The following is a 20,297-nucleotide window of genomic DNA, read 5'->3' on the forward strand; positions in this document are numbered from 1 at the left end:
AGTGAAGCCGACAGCGAACGGGAGGCGCACGACGATGAACGCGCGGCACGACGAGGGTGCGGCGGTGGTGTTCGACACCGGCATCGATCCGGCCGGACTGGCCGACGACGATCTCTTCCGGGAACTGGCCAGCCTCTACCGGACCCGGTTGCACACCCTGCGGCACGGCCCGGACCCGGCACTGGAGAACCATTTCAAGCGGACCGCCGAACTGGAGACCGAATACATGGCGCGCTACCCGGGCCGCGAGGTCGACCCGGACCGGCTCACCCGGGACTTCTGATGGCGGTGCTGACGCGGCTGGCCCGGACGTACGCGCCGCACGAGCACCGGCCGCTCGACGGCTACCTGGTCGCCATCGGGGCGTTCGGGGCGCTGGCCGGGGCTCTCGCCGCGGCCGTGCGGCTCACCGGGCGGCCGGTCCCGGAGCGCCCGGCCATGGCCGACGTGGCGCTGCTGTCGATCGCCACCCACAAGCTGAGCCGGCTGGTCGCCAAGGACGCGGTGACGAGCCCGCTGCGGGCGCCGTTCACCCGTTACGCCGAACCGGCCGGGGCGGCCGAGCTCAACGAGGAGGTCCGCGACGAGGGCAGCACCGTCCGGCACGGTATCGGTGAGCTGATCACCTGCCCGTTCTGTCTGGCGGTCTGGGTCTCCACCGGGCTCACCGGCGGACTGGTGCTGGCACCGCGGCTGACCCGCCTGGCCGCCACCGCGCTGACCGCCACGGCCGTCTCCGACTTCCTCCAGATGGCGTACTCGATCGCCAAGGAGAAAGCGGAGAGGGCCTGAACCGGCCGGCTCAGGGGTGCAGGGCCCGCAGGGCCTCGGCGGCCTCGTCCTGGGCGTACTCGCCCTCGGGCAAGGCGTCGATGCGGGTCAGAGCGGCTGCCGGAAGGTCCGCGGCGATCGCCCGGCGTTGCAGGTCTCCGCTGGTCAGGCGCTCCTGTGCGTCGTAGACGGTGTCCAGGAAAGAGTCCAGCTCACGGATGTCGTCGGTCACGGCGGGTGGTCTACCCGCAGGCGATCCCACCAAACCCGCGGGTGTAATTCAGGTCACACCCGCTCATGGAATCGCCGGATGCTGCCGACGGTTGTGAACGAATGCCGGTGTGCCCAGTGTCCCCGGGCCTCACTCAACGCCTGCACGGAATACCGTTCGGCTGGAGCCGTGTTGAGCCACTCGCCGCGAGGCGACCTGCACACCGGCATTCGCGCCGCCTCCCGGGCAACCGGGGGGCGGCGCAGTACTTTTCCCGGTCCGGAAAGTTTCCGCACCGGGTTTATCCAGGCAACACCCCCCGAACGTGGCACCTGATCGCGCACGATCGCGGATAGACGTGGCAATATCCGTCGAGTGTCTGCCCCGAAACGTCGTGTCCCGGCCGCGCAGCGTGGCGCCCGGCTGGCCCGGCGCACCCCCAAAGACGGCACGTCATCGCTCACCCCGCCGCGTCGCACCTCCCGGCACGCGGCTCCCGTCACCGGCGCCCCGGCCGGTGGGCCGCACCCGGTGGAACTCGCCGGCCTCCTCCACGAACTGACCGTCCGCCTGCTCACCGCGGACTCGCTCCACCAGGCCCTCGACCGGCTCGCCGCGTTCGCGACGGCCGCCGTGCCGGGCGTCGTCCGCTGCTCGGTCGCCCTGATCGGCGAGGGCGGGCCCATCACCACGGCCTCGTCCGGGCCGGCGGGTGAGACGTTCGATCAGTTGCAGTACGCCGGAAGCACCGGCCCGGGACTGGAGGCGGCCCGCACCCGTTCCGTGGTGACCTCCGACGACCTCGCGGCCGACGAGCGGTGGCCGGAACTGGCCGCCGCGGCCCGTGCCGACGGCCTGCGGGCGGTCGCCGTGATCCCGCTCGACGTGCGGCGCACCGCGGTCGGCGCGGTCAGCATCTACCCCGACCGGGCCGGCGCGGTCGACCCGGAGGCCCTGGTCACCGCGATGGCGCTGGCCGGTCAGGCCGAGGTCCTGCTGGGTGAGCTGCATCGCCGGGAGGCCCTGACCGAGGGTGCCGAGGTGGACCGGGCGGTCGGCGTGATCATCGCCCAGCGGGGCTGCGGGGTCCAGGAGGCCTACGCCGTCCTCCAGGAGAGCGCCCAGCGCCTCGGCCTGGACCGGGGCACCGTCGCCACCCGCCTGGTGGCCGCGGCCGCCCGTAACAGCTCCTGAGCGACGGATGGCGTACCCGTGCCGGGGTACGCCATCCGGGAAATCATCCGGCTTTCTGCACCGACTGGATGACCTCGAACTCCAGCAGGCTGGCGCCCGAGGCGACCGGCTTGGCCCGTTCCCCGGCGTGGGCCTCCTTGGCGCCGCCGTTCGCCCAGTTCTGGAAGGCCTCCTCGGACTCCCAGCGGGTGTAGACGAAGTAGCGGTTCTCGCCGGCCACCGGGCGCAGCAGCTCGAATCCGAGAAAACCGGGGGAGTTCTCCACGGCACCGTGCCGGGCCGCGAAACGCTTCTCCAGCTCGGGGCCGGCGCCCTCGGGGACCTCAATCGCGTTGATCTTCACAACAGCCATACGGTCACGCTACTGCGCGTCCCTGGGAAGGGGACGCGACAGCACCGGGGGCACGGGCGCGGTGCTTCGCCCGTACCCCCGCAAGTGGGTCAGGCGGGACCCCCGCCGCCTGCCCCGGCCTCCGCGGCCTCCCGGTCCGCCTCGGCGCGGGCCTGCTGGGCCGAGCGCTGGGAGAGCGGCAGTTCCGGCAGGAAGAAGACCACGATCAGGCCGATGATCATCACGAAGAACGCGATCAGATAGACCACGTGCACGCTGTCGGCGAAACCGACCTTGAACGGGTGCGCGATCGGGTCGGCGAGCCGGCTGAGGAACGACGTGTCGCTGAGGCCGGTCTCCGTCGCCGCCTGCACGGTCTTGAGCTGGGACGGGTCGGCGGCGACCGCCTGCTGGAAGGCGGCGGTCGGCTCGGCGGCGGTGTACGCCTCCTTGATGTTGCCGGGCAGCACGTTGAACAGCACCGACAGGAAGACCGCGGTGCCGAGCGTGCCGCCCATCGAGCGGAAGAACGTGACCGCGCCGGTGGCGGTGCCGATCTCGCGGGGTGACACCGCGTTCTGCACGGCGGTGATCATCGGCTGCATGTTGCTGCCCAGGCCGAGGCCCATCAGCACCATGATCAGCATGGTCCGCCACAGCGGGGTGTCCGCGCCGACCAGCGAGAACAGGAACAGCGCGACGACCATGAAGACGCTGCCGACGATCGGGAAGATCCGGTAACGGCCGGTCCGGGAGATCAGCTGGCCGGAGATGATCGAGCCGGTCATGATGCCCACCACGAACGGGATCATCTGGAGGCCGGCCATGGTGGCCGAGGAACCCTTCACGATCTGGAGATACAGCGGGACGGTCATCAGCCCGCCGAACATCGCCATGCCGAGGATGGTGCTGGCGGTGACGCCGACCGCGACGGTGCGCTTGCCGAGCAGGGCCAGGGGCAGCAGCGCCTCCTCCCGGTAGGCGCGCTCGGCCAGGACGAAGCCGATCAGGCCGATCCCGCCGATCACGTAGCAGGCGATCGAACGGCCGGAGTCCCAGCCCCACTCGCGGCCCTGCTCGGCGACGGTCAGCAGCGGGACCAGGGCGAGGATCAGGGTGATCGCGCCGGGCCAGTCGATCCGGTGGTCGACGCGGTGGTGCGGCAGGTGCAGGACCCGGGCGACGACGGCCATCGCGGCCAGGCCGATCGGCACGTTGAGGTAGAACACCCAGCGCCAGCCGTCGATGCCGAGGATCGTGTCGGCGCCGGCGAAGAAGCCGCCCAGAATCGGGCCCAGGACGCTGGCGGTGCCGAAGACGGCCAGGAAGAAGCCCTGGTACTTGGCGCGCTCCCGGGGCGGGACGATGTCACCGATGATGGCCAGGGCCAGCGACATCAGGCCGCCGGCGCCGAGGCCCTGGATGGCCCGGAAGGCGGCCAGCTGCCACATGTTGTCGGAGAGGCCGCAGAGGAACGAGCCGACGATGAAGACACCGATGGCCAGCAGGAAGAACGGGCGCCGGCCGTAGATGTCGGACAACTTGCCGTACAGCGGTGTGGAGATCGTCGAGGTGATCAGGAAGGCCGTGGTGGCCCAGGCCTGAAGGTCGAAGCCCTGGAGGTCGTCGGCGATGGTCCGGGTCGCGGTGGCCATGATCGTCTGATCCAGCGCGGCGAGGAACATGCCCATCATCAGGCCGCCGAGGATCGTCAGGATCTGGCGGTGGGTGAATTCCACCGGCGCCGGCGCCGGTGGGGCTGGATGGCTCACGCAGTCTCCCGTGGGGGTGATGCCGGGTCGGAGCGCAGGCTGGCCTCGACCGCGTTGTTGAACTCTTCGAAGAGATCCGTGAAGGCGGCGACCCGGTCGGCGGGCCAGTCGGTCAGCACCTGGGTGAGCATGTCCACCCGGGCCTGCCGGATCCGCTCGCAGGCGGCCACCCCGGCCTCGGTCACGGCCAGGCGGGACGCACGGCCGTCCGACGGGTCCGCCTCACGGCGGGCCAGGCCGGCCTTGACCAGCTGGGCGGCCTGGCGGCTGACCGTCGAGGGATCGGCCCCCTTGACCTCGGCGAGGTCGGTGACCCGCATCGGGCCCATCGCCCGCAACGGTGGCAGCAGCATCAGCGCGGAGAACTCGGCGCCGAGATCTCCGGTCTTGAGCATGCCCCGGAATCGCGCGCCCATCCGGACCAACCGCGCGATTTCGTCGGCCAGCCGGCTGGATTCGTGGTCGTGCACGGGCGTGGTTCCTCCGGATCGAGATATGCGTGTAGCTTACAACTAGTTGCGTGATGAACGCATACGCCATACACCCGTGACGAGCGTCTCGGTGTCTTCCAGGGTGGTGGGGACCGGGACGACGTACTCGGCCACCAGATCGAAGAGATGCCCCGGAAAGAAACCCCGCCCCGGGTCGCCGACCAGCACCTGCGCGCCCCGGTTCCGGGCGGCGCGCAACTCGGCGACCATCTTCGGGGCGACCGTCGGGCTGTAGAAGACGTCCCCCGCCAGCAGCACCTCGGGATCGTCGAGACGGCCCACCAGAGACAGGCCGTTCGCGGACGCGTTGCGATGCGCCGCCTCGACCGCGGCCGGATCGATGTCGGAACAGGCCACCGCGGCGGCCCCGGCATAGGCGGCGGCGATCGCGGCCACCCCGGAGCCGGTGGCCACGTCCAGCACGCGGCGCCCGGACACCTCGAACGGGTGATCCAGCAGGAAACGGGCCAGCGCCTGACCGCCCGCCCAGGCGAACGCCCAGAACGGCGGCGGCCGGTCGCTGTGGAACTCGCCGCCGGTCAGATCGAACAGGCCGACCGGCTCGGTGACGAGATACAGGGAGAGTTCCGGGGCCAGCGGCACCGGCGACAGGGTGGTGGGCAGCACCCCGTGATTGTGCTCGACCTAGCTGATCGGCTGCGGATCGCTCGCCATGATCAGTTTCGCGCGGTACTCGGCACGGGCCTCCGCGGCCCACGGGGCGTCCTCGTCCTCCAACAGCGGGCGGGACGCCAGAAAGGCCGCAGCGGCCAGTGGACGGGCCGCACGGGCCGGCGGACGCTCGGCGGCCATCGCCACCAGCTGGTCGAACGTGGCGGTGTCCACGTGCACCCGCTCCCGCGCCAGGGCGACCCGGTCGCGGTCCGAGGTGATCACCGAATCGCGGCGGCCGACCCCCGGCTCCAGACGGTCCCGCAGAATCCCCAGATCGTCCTTCAGCGTGGTCGGCGAGACACCCAGCGTGCCGGCCAACTCCACAAGCGACCACTCGCCCCGCAACGCCAGCAGGGCGAGGAGATGACGCGGCCGGGCGCCGCCGAAGTCTTCCCCCGACAGGCGAATGCCACGGGTACGGACCTCGAGAACACCGAAGAGCTGGATGTCGTGCATGATCCAGAACTCTGCTGTTCCGGCCGTACCGGCGGCAAGCCCCAAAGCGAGGGGGGCGGGTTGACCGAAAGACTGGTCATCGGGTCCGCTCGGACCCGTCCGGCCGTCGGGCGTACGGGTGGGCAGCCTGTTGGTAGGGAAGGCAGTCCGTCGGGTAATCCTTAGACTGCGCGGAGCCCGTCGGGGGCACATCGAGGAAGGTGACGTATGGACAGCGGCGACACGATCACTGTGCTCGTCGTCGACGGTCACCAGACCTTCGCCGAGCTCCTGGGGCACGCTCTTGCAGGTCAGGCCGACCTTCAGTGGGTCGGGCACGCGCGTACCGGTGCGGAGGCACTGCGTCTCGCGGCCGAATTGCTGCCCGATGTGATCGTGATGGACCCGGAACTGTCCGATGCCGACGGCATCGCCATCGCCGAACTCATTCGGGTACGACAGCCCGCCTCACGTGTGGTGATCCTCACTGCCAGCGAGGACCAGACACTCGTACGGCGGGCCACCACCGCGGGAGCCGCCGGATTCCTGTCCAAGAACGGCGCGCTCGGTGACGTCCTCAACGCGCTGCGTACCGCCCACCGGGGCAGCATGACCGTCTCCACCGACATCCTCGCCCGACTGCTGCGCAGCACCACCCCGGCCGTCGCCGGCCAGCGCGGCAACGGGCTCACCGCGGGCGGTCTCACCCAGCGCGAAGACGAAGTGTTACAGCTGATGGCAGCCGGTCTGGACGCCCGCGCGGTGGCCCGGCGGCTGGGCATCAGCGTGCACACGTGCCGCGGCTACCAGAAGGCGGTACTCGCCAAACTGGGCGCGCACAGCCAACTCGAGGCGGTCGCGATCGCCACCCGGCGGGGACTTGTTCGACCTGACCCGCGGTAAACCTTCCGGTCACTCATCCGCAAGAGCGGTTCCTTACGTACTCCTTCGGGGGACACACCGTGGTGCGCTGCAGGGAGGAATCGTGGACCGTACCGCTTCGGGCGGAGCGCAGGGGGAGGAGAGCTCGGCCTTGCCACTTCGACGGCAGCCGGCTCGGGCGCCGGAGGCCGACGGAGACGACAAGTCGCTCGGATGGTTCGGCGACCCGAAACCATCCGAATCGGGGTCGATCTCGTCGCCCGCCGCGCCTTCAGGGGCGCCGGGTGCCTCCTCGTCGCTTGGTGCCTCCTCACCCTCGCCAGGTGTCTCTTCGCAGTCGGGTTCCTCTACACAGTCGGGCGTTGCTTCGCAGATGGGCTCCTCCTCGCCGCCGGCCTCCCCTTCGCAGTCGGGTTCCTCCTCACCCGCGGGCTCTTCCTCACCCGCGGGCTCTTCTTCACAGGCGGGCTTCTCTTCGCAGCTGTCCGGTGCGGACGACGCGTCCGCGCCCGAGTTCGGGCCGGCGTCGCCCGGTGGTCCCGGGCGGGTCTCGTTCGGGTTCAGTGACGGGCCGATCGGAGGGTCGCGGGCCGGGCGGGGGCGTGGCCTCGACGACACCGGCAGCATGCGGCGGGTTTCCGACGACACGGGCGGTATGCGGCGGGTCTCCGACGACACCGGGGGCATGCGGCGGGTCTCCGATGACACCGGTGGGATCCGGAAGGTTTCCGACGAGTCCTCTACCGGGGGATTCCGCAAGGCCGGCGTGGACGATGGCGGCGACGATCTGCCCCAGCGCCGGCGTGGCGGAGCCGCGGCCTCCTCCCCGGATCCGTCGTCGGCCCGGCGTTCCGGCCGGGGCAGCTCGGCTCCCCTTCCCGATGACCTGCCCATCGTGCGGAAGTCGGGCAACGGCGCCGACGGGCCGTCGTGGGGCGACCCCGACCCGTTCAGCGTCGGCATCGGGTCACTGCCGGCCGACGCCGCCGGGAAGGCACCGTGGCCGGATCCGTTCGAGACCGGCTCGGCCGGTTCCTCCGGGCCGTCCGCACCCTTCGCGTCGCCCTCCTTCCCCACCGCCTCGGCTGCGTCCTTCCCCTCTTCTCCCTCGGCCTCTCCCGACAGGGGGCCGCAGGCCGCTCCCGCTGCGCCGCTGTGGCCGGACAGCGGCTCCGGAGCTCCGGCCGGCGCGGGCTGGGACCGTCGCGACGAGCCGGTCGTGTGGGCCGACACCCTGCCCGCCGCGTCCACGCTCTCCAACGGTCCGGTCTCCGGGCCGCCGGCCCTGCGCCCGCCCCGCCGGCAGTCCCGGTTCGTCACGGCCGGTATGGCGGTGCTCGGTGTGGTCGCTCTGGCGGTGGTCGTGCTGACCGGAGTCGTCTACTACTCCGGCGAGAACAACCAGATCACCGACGTGCTCGGTGGGGGCGGTGAGGATCAGCGGGTCGCCACCGGTCCGCTGGAGGACCGGACGATCGCGACGTTCGAACTGCTCGCCGCCACCGACCGGGTACAGCTGCGGATCGCCGACCTCGGCGACGACCTCTACCGGATCAGCTCGCCGGAGGGTGCCGGCATCCGGCCCAGCGCGGAGATGCGCGACGACCGGCTGCGGGTGGACGTGACCCGCGACGCCGCCGGAACCGGCGGTGAGGTGGAGGTGCTGCTGGCCGCGAAGGTGCGGTGGACCATCCGCTTCTCCGGCTACTCGGCCGAGCGGATCGTCGACCTCAGCGCGGGCCGCATCCGCGGGATCGAGATGGTCGGCGGCACCCGGCGGGCCGAGCTGACCCTGGCCCAGGCGGCCGGAACGGTGCCCATGAAGATCACCGGCGGGGTGGAGGAGCTGGTCCTGCGGGCGCCCAGCGGCAGCCCCGTGCGGATCAAGGTCGGCGGTGGCGCCGGAACGGTCACCGCCGGATCGCGGACCCTGCGCGACGTGGCGCCCGGCTCGACGCTGACCCCGAAGGACTGGACCACCGGCAACCGGTACGACGTCGACGCGATCGCGCCGGTGACCCTCCTGACGGTCGAGACCACCTGACCGGCCCGGTCAGGTGGTCTCCGCCGCTGCATCAAAGGGCTCCGGGCGGTCCCGGCCCTCGTCAGCTCATTTTCGTCGGCTCAGTTCAGGACGCGCAGCCGGACGGTCTGCTCCATGTCGCGGAGCTGGTCCAGCACCTCGTCGGGGTAGCCCCGGGCGATGTCGGTGATCAGGTAGCCATACTCCCCGCGGGTGCTCAGCATCTGGCCCTCGACGTTGACGTTGTGCTCCGCGAGGATCCGGTTGACCTGCGCCAGCACACCGGGGGTGTTCTTGTGCATGTGCACGATGCGGTGCATGCCGGGCAGCTCGGGCAGGGTCACGCCGGGCAGGTTCACACTCAGCGAGGTGTTGCCCTCGGTCACGAACTTGGCCAGCTTGTTGGCCACGAACCCGCCGATGTCGGACTGCGCCTCCTCGGTCGAACCACCGATGTGCGGAGTGAGGATCACGTTCGGCAGGCCACGCAACTCGGACAGGAACTCGTCGCCGCGGCCCTTCGGCTCGGCCGGGAACACGTCGACGGCGGCGCCGGCCAGGTGGCCGCTCTTGAGCGCGTCACGCAGCGCCAGGTGGTCCACGACGATGCCACGGGACAGGTTGAGGAACAGGCTGCCGGGCCGCATCTTGGCGAACTGCTCGGCGCCGAAGAAACCGGCGTTACCGGGACGGCCGTCGACGTGCATGGTGACGATGTCACTCGACTCCAGCAGCTCGTCCAGGCTCGCGCAGCGGTGCGCGTTGCTCAGCGCCAGCTTGTCCGAGGTGTCGTAGAACGACACGGACATGCCCAGGTTCTCCGCCAGGACCGAGAGCTGGGTGCCGATGTTGCCGTAGCCGATGATGCCGAGGCGACGGCCGCGGATCTCGTGCGCGCCGTCGGCCGACTTGTCCCACACGCCCGCGTGCATCAGCGTGTTCTTCTCGGTCAGACGCCGGGTCAGCGCGATGATCTCGGCGATCGCCAGCTCCACCACCGAGCGGGTGTTCGAGAACGGGGCGTTGAACACCGCGATACCACCTGCTGAAGCCGCGGCCAGATCGATCTGGTCGGTGCCGATGCAGAACGCGCCGATACCGACGAGCTTGTCGGCGGCCTCCAGCACCTTCGCCGTCACCTGCGTCTTGGAGCGGATGCCGAGCAGATTGACTCCGGAGATCCGCTCGATCAGCTCGACCTCGTCGAGAGCGTTGCGCAGGGACTCGACCTGGAAACCGTCCTCCTCGAGGCGGGAAACCGCGTCGGGGTGAATGCTCTCCAGAAGCAGGACTCGCACCTTGGGCTGGTCGCTCATCATCTTCCGTTCCATGATTCGGTTGGGCGCCCGGGCCGCCACGCCGAAGCCCAGTTCACGGGCGTCAAGCCTAGTCCCCCGGCGCGCCGGGCCCGGTGCGGTGTGCTTGAGGTCCCATCTACCGGTCGACCCCGTAACTGTTACGGGACGGCAGCGGGTGTGGTTCAGCCCCGTTTCGGTGACGGTGCCGGGCCGCTGTGCGGTCGATGTGCGGCGGTCGGTCGCCGAGTGCGCCACGGTGGTCTTCGGTCGATGTGCGGCGGGCGACCGCTGAGCGCGTCACGGTCGTTTTCGGTTGGTGTGCGGCGGGCGGGTCGTTGAGCGGGTCACGGTGGTCTTCGGTTGGTGTGCGGCGGGCAGGCCGTTGAGCGGGTCACGGTGGTTGCGGTTGGTGTGCGGCGGTCAGTCGCCGAGTGCGTCGCGCAACCAGGGCAGCAGGGCGACGCCCTGGAAACGCTGGAACTCCCGCAGCGTCGGCAGCCCGGGTGGTGCCGGCTGGCGGGCGCGGTGCAGGAAATAGCCGGCGGCGCCGGCGAAGACGCCCACCACGATCTCCCGGTCGACTCCGGCCAGCAGCGGCCCGGGATCGCCGCCGTGCACGACCACGTTGATCGCGAGAAGCACCGAGTCGAGCCAGTCCGGGCCGGTGCAGCCCCACGGCCAGTCGATGAAGACGTATCGACCGTCCGGGCGGATCAGGATGTTGTCGGCCCGCAGATCGGTGTGGGTGACGGTGTCGCCCGTGGCGAGCGCGGCGATCCCCCGCCCGGCGACCGCGCACAGATCATCCAGATGCCGCGCCGCCCACGGATCGAGGTCGACGGGTGGGTCGGCGGCGATCTCCCGCCACTCGCCGAACGCGGGCGCCAGCCGGTCGGCCGCCGTGGGCAGGTCCGGAATCGGCGCCGGGGTGAGCGCGGCGGCCAGGTCACGCAGCGAGGCGGCGGCGCCGCGGATCTCACCCTCGACCCAGGGTGTACGCGGATGCGCGCCGGCCACATCCTCCAGAACCAGCACCACCCACTCGCCGTCGTCGAACCCGCCGAGCACACGGGGCACCGGCGCGCCCGCCGGCATCGCGGCGCTGATCCGCAGCTCGGCACGGGCCATCGCGGCCGAATCGGCGTTGAGGGCGGGCGTGACCGCCTTCACGAACGCTCGTCTGCCGGCGGCGGTGCGGACCCGGTCGGCGGTGCCCGGGGAGAAGCCGCCGGCCTGGGACTCCACCGTCACCACCGGCCCGCCGCCGATGATCCGCTCGATCTCCCGCTGAGCCGGGCCGGGCAGGTCGTGCCAGCCGATCCGTACACCACTCGCCACCACCATGCCGGCGATCGTGGCAGGAACCGGCCGTGGCACCCAACCGGATTTCCCACGGCCTGTGGACAACTCGCGGCTGTGGACAACGGGCCGGGGCGTCACACCGGAGGGTGAAGATGGGGGGCATGACGGAAGCGAGCACCGGCGGATCCGGACACGACTGGCAGAGTGCCCTCCGCGACCGGGTGGAGCGGGCCGCGGCGCGGCGTGAGCTGCGGGCCGGCGCCCGGCGTGCGGTCACCCGCCGCCGCGACCACGGCCTGATCGACAGGCAGGCGGCCCGGCTCGCCCGCGCACGCGTCCGCCGGTCCCACCACGATCCGCCGGCTGCCGGCCCCGACCCGCCGGTTACCGGCTCCGATCCGCGGGTAGATCACGGCCCGGTTCACCGGCGCTTCCGGCTCGGTATCGTCGATGCAGGACCTGTCTCGAGGTGGGGCGATGGGATCGCTGGGGTGGGCTGTCGTGCTCTCTCTGCTGTCCGTCACCGCCTACGCGGCCGCCGCGGTGGCCCAGGAGCGGCTGGCGGGGAGCGGGCACCGGGGCCGCTCGCGCTGGGCGGCGGCGTTACTGCTCACCGCCGTCGGTGCAGGCCTGCACGTGGTGGCGCTCAACTTCGGGACGGTCGCCGTGGTGCAGGCGCTCGGCACCCTCACTCTGCTGTTCGCGCTGCCGATCGAGGTGGTCCGCTACCGGACGAGAATCAGCGCGGCGTCCTGGCGCGACGCGGCGGCGACGGTGGCCGGGCTGGCGCTGATCCTGTCGCTGTCGGTGGCGCCGGAGACGCCGGCGCTGCTGCCCGAGCCGGTCGTGCGGCGGCTCGGGCTGATCACCGCCGGAGCGGTGTTCGTCTGTGCGCTGGCTGCCCGCCGGGCCGGGCCGCGGAGTCGGGCGGTGCTGCTGGCCACCGGTGCGGGCACCGCGTTCGGGATCTCGTCGGTGCTGTCGAAAGCGGTGCTGACATCGTTCACCACCGGTGGGCTCGGCGCCGTGTCGGTGTCGGCGGCGACGCTGGTGGCGGCGTTCGCGGTGTGCGGCTATCTGCTCGGGCAGCTGTCCTATCGGGGCGTCGGGCTGGCAGCGCCGCTGGCCACGGTCAGCGTCACGAATCCTCTGGTCGCGGCGGTGGCGGGGGTGGTGCTGTTCGGGGAGGGCGTCCGCTTCGGGGCGGCCGGGTTCGTGACGGTGGCGGTCGCGGCCCTGGTCATGAGCTGGGGCGTGGTCGGACTGGCACGGCGTAGCGCAACCTCGTCGACGGCCGGAGCAGAGGCCGCGGGACGGTCCGGGCGGTGACCAGCGGCTTCAGCCCGGAAGGCGCGTTGGTGCCGGGAGTGACGGCGGCGTCGCGGTGTAGGCCCGGTTCATGACGTGGGCCGTACCGGAAGAAGGTTTTTTCAGGGGGCTCGGGGGAGGAGGACGGTGACGGTGAGGCCTCCCTCGTCGCGGGCGTCGGCGTGCAGCCGGCCTTGATGGGCGCCGACGACGGCCTGGACGATGGAGAGGCCGAGGCCGGCGCCGGGTGCGGCGAGGCGTTCGCGGTGGTAGCGGCGGAACGGCTCGAACAGTCCGGCGACCTCGTAGCGGGGCACCACCGGGCCGGAGTTGCTGACCTGCAGCTCCACCCAGCCGTCCGGGCGGGTGCATGTGGTCACCCGGACCCAGCCGTCGGCCGGGACGTTGTGCCGGACACCGTTCTCGACCAAATTCTGCACCAGGCGTTCCAGCAGGACCGGGTCGCCGAGGACGGCGGCCTCCTCCGCTTCGGCGACGACCTTGACGGTGTCCGCGACGGTGTCCGAGAGCTTGACGGTGTCCGAGACCTTGACGGTGTCCGAGACGGCGACGTGGTCGACGATGTCGGCCAGGTCGACGTAGGAGCGTTCGGTGACCTCGCGTTCCGAGCGGGCCAGCAGCAGCAGGCCGTCGATGAGCCGGCCGTGCCGGTCGTTGATGGCGAGCAGGGTCGTGCCGAGCTGGCGCACCTCGGGGGAGGTGTTCTCCGGTTCGAGCGCGACCTCCAGCAGGGTGCGGTTGAGGGTGAGCGGGGTCCGCAACTCGTGCGACGCGTTGGCGATGAACCGGCGCTGGCCGTCGAACGACTGGTCCAGGCGGGCCAGCATCAGGTCGAACGTGTCGGCCAGCTGTTTCAGCTCGTCGTTCGGGCCGTCCAGGGCGATCCGCTCGGGCAGGCCACGGTCGGCGAGCGGTGACTCGGCGATGCGCCGGGCCGTGTCGGTGATCCGGTGCACCGGCTGCAGCATCCGCCCGGCTATCAGCCATCCCAGCGCGATCGTCGCCGCGCTCACCACGAGCAGAGCGATCGCACCCTGGGTCAGCAGGGTGTGCAGGGTGTCGGCCCGGGTGCCTTCGAGGACCTCCTCGTAGTGCACCCTGCCCTGGCCCGGCTCGGGTGTCTCCGTCGCCGGCGGCTGGAACGTGGTGCTGCCCACCTTGCCGGGCGCGTTGTCCCGTCCGACCAGGACATAGATGGCACCCAGCAGCACGAGGCCGGCCGACACGAACAGGCCACCGTAGACGGCGGTGAGCCGGGCACGCACGGTCAGTCTCATCGGATCCGGTACCCCACGCCCGGTTCGGTCAGCACCACCGGCGGATCGCCGAGTTTGCGCCGCAGTTTCAGGATCGTCATCCGGACGGTGTGGGTGAACGGGTCGGCGTTCTCGTCCCACGCCTTCTCCAGCAGCGTCTCCGCGGACACCGCCGTCCCGTCGGCGCGCAGCAACTCGGCCAGGACGGCGAACTCCTTACGCGACAACGGCACGTAGCGGCCGTCGCGGTACACCTCCCGCCGGTACGGGTCGAGGCTGATCCCGGCCCGGCGCAGGATCGGCGGTGCGGCCGGCCGGGCCCGGCGGCCGAGGGCGGCGACCCGGGCCGACAGTTCCCGGAACGCGAACGGTTTCGGCAGGTAGTCGTCGGCGCCGAGCGCCAGCCCGGTGACCCGGTCGTCGATCCCGGCGGCCGCGGTCAGCATCAGCACCCGGATGTCGGCCTTGCGTTCGGCCAGCACCTGGCACACCTTGTCGCCGTGCACCACCGGCACGTCCCGGTCCAGCACCACCACGTCGTAGTCGTTGACGTCGATCCGTTCCAGGGCCGCCCCGCCGTCGTAGACGACGTCGACCGCGTGCGCCTCGTGCCGCAACCCCTGCGCCACCGCATCGGCGAGCAGCGGCTCGTCCTCCACCACCAGGATCCGCATGTCTCCATCTTGAACCCGGCTGCCGTCAACCCGGCGTCACGGTTTTCCGTGACGCCGGGGATACCTCGCCGTCGCTGTACTTCAGGGCGTGGCGGCCGCCCGGCCGCCGGCGGAGGAGACGAGATGAGGATCAGGACGATCGCCGCGCTCGGCGTCCTGCTCGCGGCGACGACCGCGGGTTGTTCGCGGGCCCCCGACGACGGCGGGGGAGTGGCCAGCGCAGCAGACGCGACACCGCAACCGTCGAACAGCGCCGTCGACGGGGACCCGGACCGCGACAAGTCGCTCAAGTTCTCCAAATGCATGCGCGAACAGGGCCTCGACTGGTTCCCCGACCCGCAGGCCGACGGCCGGATGGAACTGTCTCTGCCGCAGGGTGTCGACCCGTCGACGGTGGACAGGGCCCAGCAGTCGTGCAGACGGTTCCTGCCGGACGGCGGGGAGCCGCCGAAGCTGACCGCCGAGGAGATCGAGAAGAACCGGCAACTGTCCAGGTGCATGCGCGACAACGGGGTGCCGAACTTCCCCGACCCGGACGCGAACGGCCACCTCGGCGTCGACGGCAACAAACTCGGCACCGGCCCCGGCGACCCGGTCTTCGACGCCGCGGACAAGGCGTGCTCCCAGTACCGCCCGAAAGGCGGCCGGGAACGCAGCGAGCGCACGGAGACGACATGAGACGCCGAGGTACGACCGCCGCGGTGGCGGTGGCCCTGACCGTGGGCGGCGTGGCCGCGTACCTGCTCACCGGCGGGCTGCCCGAGGCGGAGGGCACCGGAGCCCGGGCCGCCGGCAACCAGCCCGCGGCGACCGCCGACATCACCCGGCAGACCCTCGTCGACAAGGAGAGCCACGGCGGCTCCCTCGGATTCGGTGACACCGCCTCACTCACCACCCGGCTCTCCGGCACGGTGACCGCCCTGCCCGCCGCCGGCGCCACCATCAGACGCGGCGGCACCCTCTACCAGGTCGACAACGATCCGGTGGTGCTGCTGTACGGCTCCCTGCCCGCCTACCGGACACTGTCCCCGGGCGACGAGGGCACCGACGTCACCCAGTTCGAGAAGAACCTGTGGGCGCTCGGCCACCGCGGGTTCACCGTCGACGACGAGTACACCCCGGCGACCGCCGACGCCGTCGAGGACTGGCAGGACGACCTCGGCCTCGACGAGACCGGAACCGTCGAACTGGGCCGCGTCGTCTACGCCGGCGGCCCGATCCGGATCGCCTCCCGCGGCGTCGACCTCGGCGCGACCGTGCAGCCCGGCACCGAACTGCTGTCCACCACCGCCACCGGCCGGGTCGCCGTGGTCGAACTCGGCATCGACGACCAGCGGCTCGCCCGCAAGGGCACCCGGGTCGACGTGACCCTGCCCGACGGGAAGACGGTACCCGCGAAGATCACCGGGGTGGTGACCACCGTCGAGGAGGCGGAGAACCCGGGCCAGCAGGACACCACCGCGATCCAGGTGACCGTCGGGTTCGACAAGGCACCCCAGGGGCTCGACGACGCGGCGGTCACCGTCGCATTCGTCTCCTCGCGGCGGGAGAACGTGCTCACCGTACCGGTGAACGCTCTTCTCGCTCTCGCCGAAGGCGGCTATGGGCTCCAGATCGTCGACGGCACATCGACCCGCATCGTCGCCGTCGAGACCGGCCTGTTCGCGTCCGGGCGGGTCGAGGTGTCCGCAGAAGGGCTCGCCGAGGGCTGGAAAGTGGGGATCCCGACATGACCGCCGTCATCGAGCTGCACCGGGTCACCAGGAGCTACCCCGGCGGGGTCACCGCGCTACGCGACGTCGACCTCAGCGTCGAGCACGGCGAACTGATCGCCATCGTCGGCCCGTCCGGCTCCGGCAAGTCGACCATGCTGAACCTGATCGGCACTCTCGACCGGCCCACCTCCGGCCGGGTCCGCATCGACGGCCACGACGTCGCCACCCTCACCGACCGGCGACTGTCCGCCCTGCGGGCCCGCCGGATCGGGTTCGTGTTCCAGTCGTTCCACCTGGCCACCGGCCGTGACGCCCGCACCGACGTCGCCGACGGGCTGCTCTACACCGGCCTGCCCCGCCGCGAACGGGAACGCCGGGCCGACCGGGCACTCACCCGCGTCGGCCTCGGCGACCGGCTCGGGCACCGCCCGCACCAGCTGTCCGGCGGCGAACGCCAGCGCGTCGCGGTGGCCCGCGCGGTGGCCGGCGACCCGGCGGTCCTGCTCGCCGACGAACCCACCGGCAACCTCGACTCGGTGGCCGGCACCGGCGTCATGGACCTGCTCCGCGAACTCAACATGGCCGGCACCACCGTCCTGGTGATCACCCACGACCACGAGATCGCCGGCTCCCTGCCCCGCCAGGTGCCGATGCTCGACGGGCGGGTGATCTGACATGGCCTCCCTCGACCCGGCCCGGCTGCGCCCCGCCGACCTGCTGCGCCTCGGCGGGTACGGCCTGCGCTCCCGCCCCCTGCGGGCCGTCCTGTCCGCCCTCGGCATCGCCATCGGTATCGCCGCCATGGTCGCCGTCGTCGGCATCTCCACCTCCGGCCGGGCCGACCTCGACGAACAACTCGCCGCCCTGGGCACCAACATGCTCACCGTGGCACCCGGCCGCACCATGTTCGGCGACGACGCGACCCTCCCCGACGACGCCCTCCCCATGATCGAACGGATCGGGCCGGTCACCGCCGCCACCGCCGTCGGCACCGTCAGCGACACGCCCGTCTACCGCACCGACCGGATCCCCGAGGGCGAGACCGGCGGGCTCGCCGTCGTCGCCGCCCAACTCGACCTGCCCGGCACCGTCAACGCCCGGCTGGCCGGCGGCACCTGGCTCAACGCGGCCACCGCCCGCTACCCGGCCGTCGTCCTCGGTGCCGCCGCGGCCCGGCGACTCGGCGACGTGCCGGCCGTCTGGATCGACGGACGCCACTACTCCGTCATCGGTGTCCTCGACAGCGTGCCGCTCGCCCCCGAACTCGACACCGCCGTCCTGATCGGCTGGGAGGCCGCCGAGTCCCACCTCGACTTCGACGGGCACGCCACCCGCGTCTACACCCGGTCGATCGAATCCCAGGTCGAAGCGGTCCGTGGCGTACTCGCCGCCACCGCCAACCCGCAGAACCCCGACCAGGTCGACGTCTCCAACCCGTCCGACGCGCTCATCGCCCAGCGGGCCGCCGCCGGCACGCTCAACGCCCTCCTGCTGGGGCTCGGCGCGGTGGCACTGCTCGTCGGCGGCATCGGCGTCGCCAACACCATGGTCATCTCGGTCCTCGAACGCCGCGCCGAGATCGGGCTGCGCCGCTCACTCGGCGCCACCCGCGGCCAGATCCGCACCCAGTTCGTCTCCGAATCGCTGCTGCTGTCCCTGCTCGGCGGGGCCGGTGGGGTACTCGCCGGAGCCGGTGTCACCGTCGTTTACGCCGGCACCCAGCAGTGGCCACCGGTCGTACCCCTCTGGGCCGTCGCCGGCGGACTCGGCGCCACCCTGCTCATCGGCGCCGTTGCCGGGCTCTACCCGGCGATCCGGGCGGCGCGTCTCGCACCGACCGAGGCCCTCGGCGCCGCCTGAGAGATCCTCCCGGTGGGCAAACTCTTCCCACCGGGTTGATCCATTCTGGGAGCGTTCCCGTATCGATCGCCGTAGGGTTCATCGCGATCTGGGGAAAGCAGCAGGCCAATGCACCGGAAACTCGTCATCACCGTCGGGCTCGCCGTGACCATGGCAGGAGCCGGAATCGGCATCGCCTCGGCCGCCCAGGCCGCGGTGCCCACCGTCAACTGCCCGCAGGTCTACATCACCGTCAACGTCCCCGCCCAGGCCCAGGCGGAGGTGGACAACAACCTCCGGCAGATCGACCAGCAGATCAACGAGGCCAACAACCGCATCGCCGCCACCCAGGGCCAGGGAGGCGCGAACTTCATCCAGAACGCGATCCTCGGCCCGCTCAAGGACAAGCGGTTCGCGGCGATCAGCCGGATCGAGACGGCGATCTCCCGCAACGCCGCCCGGCCCAACCTCAACGCCGAGCGCCTCGCCACCTGCACCCTGAACCAGAACGGTGCCGCACCCGTCGTCAGCACGCCGCCGGCCGCCCAGCCCGGCAACAACCTCGGCATCCTCACCGACAGCTGCGACACCAGCCGCCTCGAACCGCACGACGGGTTCCAGAAGGGCAACCGGTGCGTCTCCACCGAGTTCGGTGAGGTCGGCAACGCCGCCAACAACCCGACCCTGCTGATCACGAACGCACCCCGCCAGGTCAACCGCAACCAGCCGTTCACCCTCCAGGTCAGCACCCGCAACCTGATCCGTGACCGGTTCCTCGCGGCCGGCCAGGGCGGTTACTACGTGGAGTCGAGCGTCCTCCAGGGCGGCCTGGTCCGCGGCCACTTCCACACCGCCTGCCGGATCCTCGACAGCCAGCAGCAGGCCCCGGCACCCGACCCGGTCCCCGGCTTCTTCGTCGCCACCGAGGACAGCCGCGGCGGCGCCACCCCCGACACCATCGCCATCCAGATCCCGGGACTGGCGCAGCCCGGCACCTTCCAGTGCTCCGCCTGGGCAGGCGACGGCTCGCACCGCATCCCGATGATGGAACGCGCCAACCAGACGCCCGCCCTCGACTCCGTACGCGTGCAGGTCCGCTGACCGCGGCCCTGACCCGCTCAGTCCGTCTGGACCGGGCGGGTCAGGGACACCGTCCCACCCATGCACAGACCCGGCTCCTTGCCCAGCTTCTCCGCGATCTGCAGACAGCGGGCCACCTGATCGACACTCGCGTCGGTCCGGGTGATCTCCGCCCGGGTCTTCGCGTTCGCCTTGTCGATCTCCAGGTTGCGGGCCTCCAGGATCTTCTGCCCGTACGCGGAGATCGCCTGCGTCGTCGGCTCGTCGTAACGCGGCGACTCGAACGCCACCGACTTCACCACGATCTCGTCACCCAACTCCGCGTTGAGCGCCGTGACCAGCGTGTCCTTGTACGTCTTGTTCAGATCCGGCGCCGGCGCGTCCCCACTCGTCGGATCCACCGCCCCCAACGGATCGAACGACGCGAAGATCGACGTCATCGCCCCGTTGATCTGCGGATTCACCCGCCGCTCCACGAACACCTCGAACCGGGTCTGGTCACCCACCTCCCGGTAGGCCGCCCAGTTCTCCGGCGCCTTCTCGGCCAGGGCCGACCACTCGATCTGCACCGGGATACACGCCCGCCGCTGCGCCGCGATCGTCACCCACACACACTGGTCACCCAGATGGGCGTACGTCTGACCCGACGCGTCCCACTCGTCGATACCCTGCCACGGCCACGTCCACTGCAGGCCCGCACCCGTAGTCCGGCCGGTCGGCTTGTTCCAGCTCGTGACGATGCCGACATTGCGTGTCGGCACCACCGTGATCGACGCCGTCACGATCGACGCCACCGCCAGGAACAGGCTCACCGCGAACGTCAGCCCAGCCGGGCGGCGTACCTTGTCGGACTTGCCGAAAATCACCGCCAGCAGCGCGAACACCGACACACCGGCGAGAAGAACACCGAAGACGAACAACGAAATCAGAACTCCTGATCAGGGAAATCCGCGCAACGCACGGTCGTGACCTGCGGCGATCACGCTGAGACGATAAGCCGACGGATCAACCGAGGAAGA

At 71.2% G+C, this 20,297-nt stretch carries 22 protein-coding genes; 11 read left to right on the forward strand and 11 right to left on the reverse strand.

Annotation, left to right across the window (positions count from 1 at the left end):
• The first annotated feature begins 34 nt into the window (after nucleotides 1-34).
• Together BC793_RS23370 and BC793_RS23375 are read left to right on the forward strand one after the other, a co-directional pair.
• Nucleotides 35-283 (forward strand): DUF6158 family protein, encoded by a 249-nt coding sequence (locus BC793_RS23370; RefSeq protein ID WP_109595625.1) that lies wholly within the window; start codon nucleotides 35-37, stop codon nucleotides 281-283.
• Entirely contained in the window at nucleotides 283-792 is a 510-nt protein-coding gene (locus tag BC793_RS23375) for a DUF1360 domain-containing protein (RefSeq protein WP_109595626.1), read from the forward strand. Before BC793_RS23370 ends, BC793_RS23375 begins: the two co-directional genes overlap by 1 nt.
• A gap of 10 nt (nucleotides 793-802) precedes the next feature.
• On the opposite strand, the gene BC793_RS23380 is transcribed toward BC793_RS23375, so the two are convergent.
• Nucleotides 803-1,003, reverse strand: coding sequence for a hypothetical protein (locus tag BC793_RS23380; protein ID WP_239170261.1), 201 nt, complete (start codon nucleotides 1,001-1,003; stop codon nucleotides 803-805).
• 354 nt (nucleotides 1,004-1,357) lie between these two features.
• On the opposite strand from BC793_RS23380, the gene BC793_RS23385 reads away from it, so the two are divergent.
• On the forward strand, nucleotides 1,358-2,176 hold the full coding sequence (locus tag BC793_RS23385) for a GAF and ANTAR domain-containing protein (RefSeq protein ID WP_109595629.1): 819 nt from the start codon (nucleotides 1,358-1,360) through the stop codon (nucleotides 2,174-2,176).
• A gap of 43 nt (nucleotides 2,177-2,219) precedes the next feature.
• Here BC793_RS23385 and BC793_RS23390 read toward each other — a convergent pair whose 3' ends face one another.
• The 5 genes from BC793_RS23390 to BC793_RS23410 form a co-directional block, all read right to left on the reverse strand.
• A complete protein-coding gene (locus BC793_RS23390; protein WP_109595630.1) occupies nucleotides 2,220-2,528 on the reverse strand; it encodes an antibiotic biosynthesis monooxygenase family protein in 309 nt (102 codons plus the stop codon).
• Nucleotides 2,529-2,617: 89 nt separating this feature from the next.
• On the reverse strand, nucleotides 2,618-4,279 hold the full coding sequence (locus BC793_RS23395) for an MDR family MFS transporter (RefSeq protein WP_109595632.1): 1,662 nt from the start codon (nucleotides 4,277-4,279) through the stop codon (nucleotides 2,618-2,620).
• On the reverse strand, nucleotides 4,276-4,749 hold the full coding sequence (locus BC793_RS23400) for a MarR family winged helix-turn-helix transcriptional regulator (RefSeq protein ID WP_239170260.1): 474 nt from the start codon (nucleotides 4,747-4,749) through the stop codon (nucleotides 4,276-4,278). The genes BC793_RS23395 and BC793_RS23400 overlap by 4 nt, the downstream gene beginning before the upstream one ends.
• A 42-nt stretch (nucleotides 4,750-4,791) precedes the next feature.
• Nucleotides 4,792-5,394 (reverse strand): class I SAM-dependent methyltransferase, encoded by a 603-nt coding sequence (locus tag BC793_RS23405; RefSeq protein WP_373871249.1) that lies wholly within the window; start codon nucleotides 5,392-5,394, stop codon nucleotides 4,792-4,794.
• Nucleotides 5,395-5,415: 21 nt separating this feature from the next.
• Nucleotides 5,416-5,901 carry a hypothetical protein gene (locus tag BC793_RS23410; protein ID WP_109595635.1) on the reverse strand — a complete coding sequence of 162 codons (486 nt, stop codon included), beginning with the start codon at nucleotides 5,899-5,901 and terminating at the stop codon, nucleotides 5,416-5,418.
• Nucleotides 5,902-6,108: 207 nt separating this feature from the next.
• On the opposite strand from BC793_RS23410, the gene BC793_RS23415 reads away from it, so the two are divergent.
• On the forward strand, nucleotides 6,109-6,783 hold the full coding sequence (locus BC793_RS23415) for a response regulator (protein ID WP_093620368.1): 675 nt from the start codon (nucleotides 6,109-6,111) through the stop codon (nucleotides 6,781-6,783).
• Between the two features lie 604 nt (nucleotides 6,784-7,387).
• A complete protein-coding gene (locus BC793_RS23425) occupies nucleotides 7,388-8,806 on the forward strand; it encodes a hypothetical protein (protein ID WP_146246395.1) in 1,419 nt (472 codons plus the stop codon).
• Between the two features lie 80 nt (nucleotides 8,807-8,886).
• Here the strand turns inward: BC793_RS23425 and serA are convergent, their stop codons facing one another.
• Both serA and BC793_RS23435 read right to left on the reverse strand, forming a co-directional pair.
• A complete protein-coding gene (serA, locus tag BC793_RS23430) occupies nucleotides 8,887-10,104 on the reverse strand; it encodes a phosphoglycerate dehydrogenase (protein WP_109595846.1) in 1,218 nt (405 codons plus the stop codon).
• A 399-nt stretch (nucleotides 10,105-10,503) separates the two neighbouring features.
• A complete protein-coding gene (locus BC793_RS23435; protein ID WP_109595640.1) occupies nucleotides 10,504-11,427 on the reverse strand; it encodes an aminoglycoside phosphotransferase family protein in 924 nt (307 codons plus the stop codon).
• Between the two features lie 459 nt (nucleotides 11,428-11,886).
• Here BC793_RS23435 and BC793_RS23445 point away from each other — a divergent pair, with 459 nt between their 5' ends.
• Nucleotides 11,887-12,714 (forward strand): DMT family transporter, encoded by an 828-nt coding sequence (locus BC793_RS23445; RefSeq protein ID WP_239170259.1) that lies wholly within the window; start codon nucleotides 11,887-11,889, stop codon nucleotides 12,712-12,714.
• Nucleotides 12,715-12,815: 101 nt separating this feature from the next.
• Here the strand turns inward: BC793_RS23445 and BC793_RS23450 are convergent, their stop codons facing one another.
• Both BC793_RS23450 and BC793_RS23455 read right to left on the reverse strand, forming a co-directional pair.
• A complete protein-coding gene (locus BC793_RS23450; RefSeq protein ID WP_109595644.1) occupies nucleotides 12,816-13,991 on the reverse strand; it encodes a HAMP domain-containing sensor histidine kinase in 1,176 nt (391 codons plus the stop codon).
• Nucleotides 13,988-14,644 (reverse strand): response regulator transcription factor, encoded by a 657-nt coding sequence (locus BC793_RS23455; protein WP_109595646.1) that lies wholly within the window; start codon nucleotides 14,642-14,644, stop codon nucleotides 13,988-13,990. The genes BC793_RS23450 and BC793_RS23455 overlap by 4 nt, the downstream gene beginning before the upstream one ends.
• A 123-nt stretch (nucleotides 14,645-14,767) precedes the next feature.
• Here BC793_RS23455 and BC793_RS23460 point away from each other — a divergent pair, with 123 nt between their 5' ends.
• The 5 genes from BC793_RS23460 (at nucleotide 14,768) to BC793_RS51525 (ending at nucleotide 19,299) form a co-directional block, all read left to right on the forward strand.
• The gene (locus BC793_RS23460) at nucleotides 14,768-15,322 is read left to right on the forward strand and encodes a hypothetical protein (protein ID WP_109595648.1); all 555 of its coding nucleotides are present in this window, start codon (nucleotides 14,768-14,770) and stop codon (nucleotides 15,320-15,322) included.
• On the forward strand, nucleotides 15,319-16,377 hold the full coding sequence (locus tag BC793_RS23465) for a peptidoglycan-binding protein (protein WP_109595650.1): 1,059 nt from the start codon (nucleotides 15,319-15,321) through the stop codon (nucleotides 16,375-16,377). The genes BC793_RS23460 and BC793_RS23465 overlap by 4 nt, the downstream gene beginning before the upstream one ends.
• Nucleotides 16,374-17,033: an ABC transporter ATP-binding protein gene (locus BC793_RS23470; protein ID WP_109595652.1), complete on the forward strand. Its 660-nt coding sequence runs from the start codon at nucleotides 16,374-16,376 to the stop codon at nucleotides 17,031-17,033. Before BC793_RS23465 ends, BC793_RS23470 begins: the two co-directional genes overlap by 4 nt.
• A 1-nt stretch (nucleotide 17,034) precedes the next feature.
• Entirely contained in the window at nucleotides 17,035-18,219 is a 1,185-nt protein-coding gene (locus BC793_RS23475; protein WP_109595654.1) for an ABC transporter permease, read from the forward strand.
• 108 nt (nucleotides 18,220-18,327) lie between these two features.
• Nucleotides 18,328-19,299 carry a hypothetical protein gene (locus BC793_RS51525; RefSeq protein ID WP_239170258.1) on the forward strand — a complete coding sequence of 324 codons (972 nt, stop codon included), beginning with the start codon at nucleotides 18,328-18,330 and terminating at the stop codon, nucleotides 19,297-19,299.
• A 17-nt stretch (nucleotides 19,300-19,316) separates the two neighbouring features.
• On the opposite strand, the gene BC793_RS23490 is transcribed toward BC793_RS51525, so the two are convergent.
• Nucleotides 19,317-20,198 carry an SPFH domain-containing protein gene (locus BC793_RS23490; RefSeq protein ID WP_109595656.1) on the reverse strand — a complete coding sequence of 294 codons (882 nt, stop codon included), beginning with the start codon at nucleotides 20,196-20,198 and terminating at the stop codon, nucleotides 19,317-19,319.
• Between the last annotated feature and the right edge of the window lie 99 nt (nucleotides 20,199-20,297).

The organism is Actinoplanes xinjiangensis, from assembly GCF_003148685.1.
GTDB classification, from domain to species: Bacteria; Actinomycetota; Actinomycetes; order Mycobacteriales; family Micromonosporaceae; genus Actinoplanes; species Actinoplanes xinjiangensis.

Excerpts from the sequence above, each read along its gene's own strand:
- BC793_RS23370 (WP_109595625.1), top strand. The coding sequence starts at position 35 with ATGAACGCGCGGCACGACGAGGGTGCGGCGGTGGTGTTCGACACCGGC.
- BC793_RS23375 (WP_109595626.1), top strand. The coding sequence starts at position 283 with ATGGCGGTGCTGACGCGGCTGGCCCGGACGTACGCGCCGCACGAGCAC.
- BC793_RS23390 (WP_109595630.1), bottom strand. The coding sequence starts at position 2,528 with ATGGCTGTTGTGAAGATCAACGCGATTGAGGTCCCCGAGGGCGCCGGC.
- BC793_RS23410 (WP_109595635.1), bottom strand. The coding sequence starts at position 5,901 with ATGCACGACATCCAGCTCTTCGGTGTTCTCGAGGTCCGTACCCGTGGC.
- BC793_RS23415 (WP_093620368.1), top strand. The coding sequence starts at position 6,109 with ATGGACAGCGGCGACACGATCACTGTGCTCGTCGTCGACGGTCACCAG.
- BC793_RS23425 (WP_146246395.1), top strand. The coding sequence starts at position 7,388 with ATGCGGCGGGTTTCCGACGACACGGGCGGTATGCGGCGGGTCTCCGAC.
- serA (WP_109595846.1), bottom strand. The coding sequence starts at position 10,104 with ATGATGAGCGACCAGCCCAAGGTGCGAGTCCTGCTTCTGGAGAGCATT.
- BC793_RS23435 (WP_109595640.1), bottom strand. The coding sequence starts at position 11,427 with ATGGTGGTGGCGAGTGGTGTACGGATCGGCTGGCACGACCTGCCCGGC.
- BC793_RS23450 (WP_109595644.1), bottom strand. The coding sequence starts at position 13,991 with ATGAGACTGACCGTGCGTGCCCGGCTCACCGCCGTCTACGGTGGCCTG.
- BC793_RS23455 (WP_109595646.1), bottom strand. The coding sequence starts at position 14,644 with ATGCGGATCCTGGTGGTGGAGGACGAGCCGCTGCTCGCCGATGCGGTG.
- BC793_RS23460 (WP_109595648.1), top strand. The coding sequence starts at position 14,768 with ATGAGGATCAGGACGATCGCCGCGCTCGGCGTCCTGCTCGCGGCGACG.
- BC793_RS23465 (WP_109595650.1), top strand. The coding sequence starts at position 15,319 with ATGAGACGCCGAGGTACGACCGCCGCGGTGGCGGTGGCCCTGACCGTG.
- BC793_RS23470 (WP_109595652.1), top strand. The coding sequence starts at position 16,374 with ATGACCGCCGTCATCGAGCTGCACCGGGTCACCAGGAGCTACCCCGGC.
- BC793_RS23475 (WP_109595654.1), top strand. The coding sequence starts at position 17,035 with ATGGCCTCCCTCGACCCGGCCCGGCTGCGCCCCGCCGACCTGCTGCGC.
- BC793_RS51525 (WP_239170258.1), top strand. The coding sequence starts at position 18,328 with ATGCACCGGAAACTCGTCATCACCGTCGGGCTCGCCGTGACCATGGCA.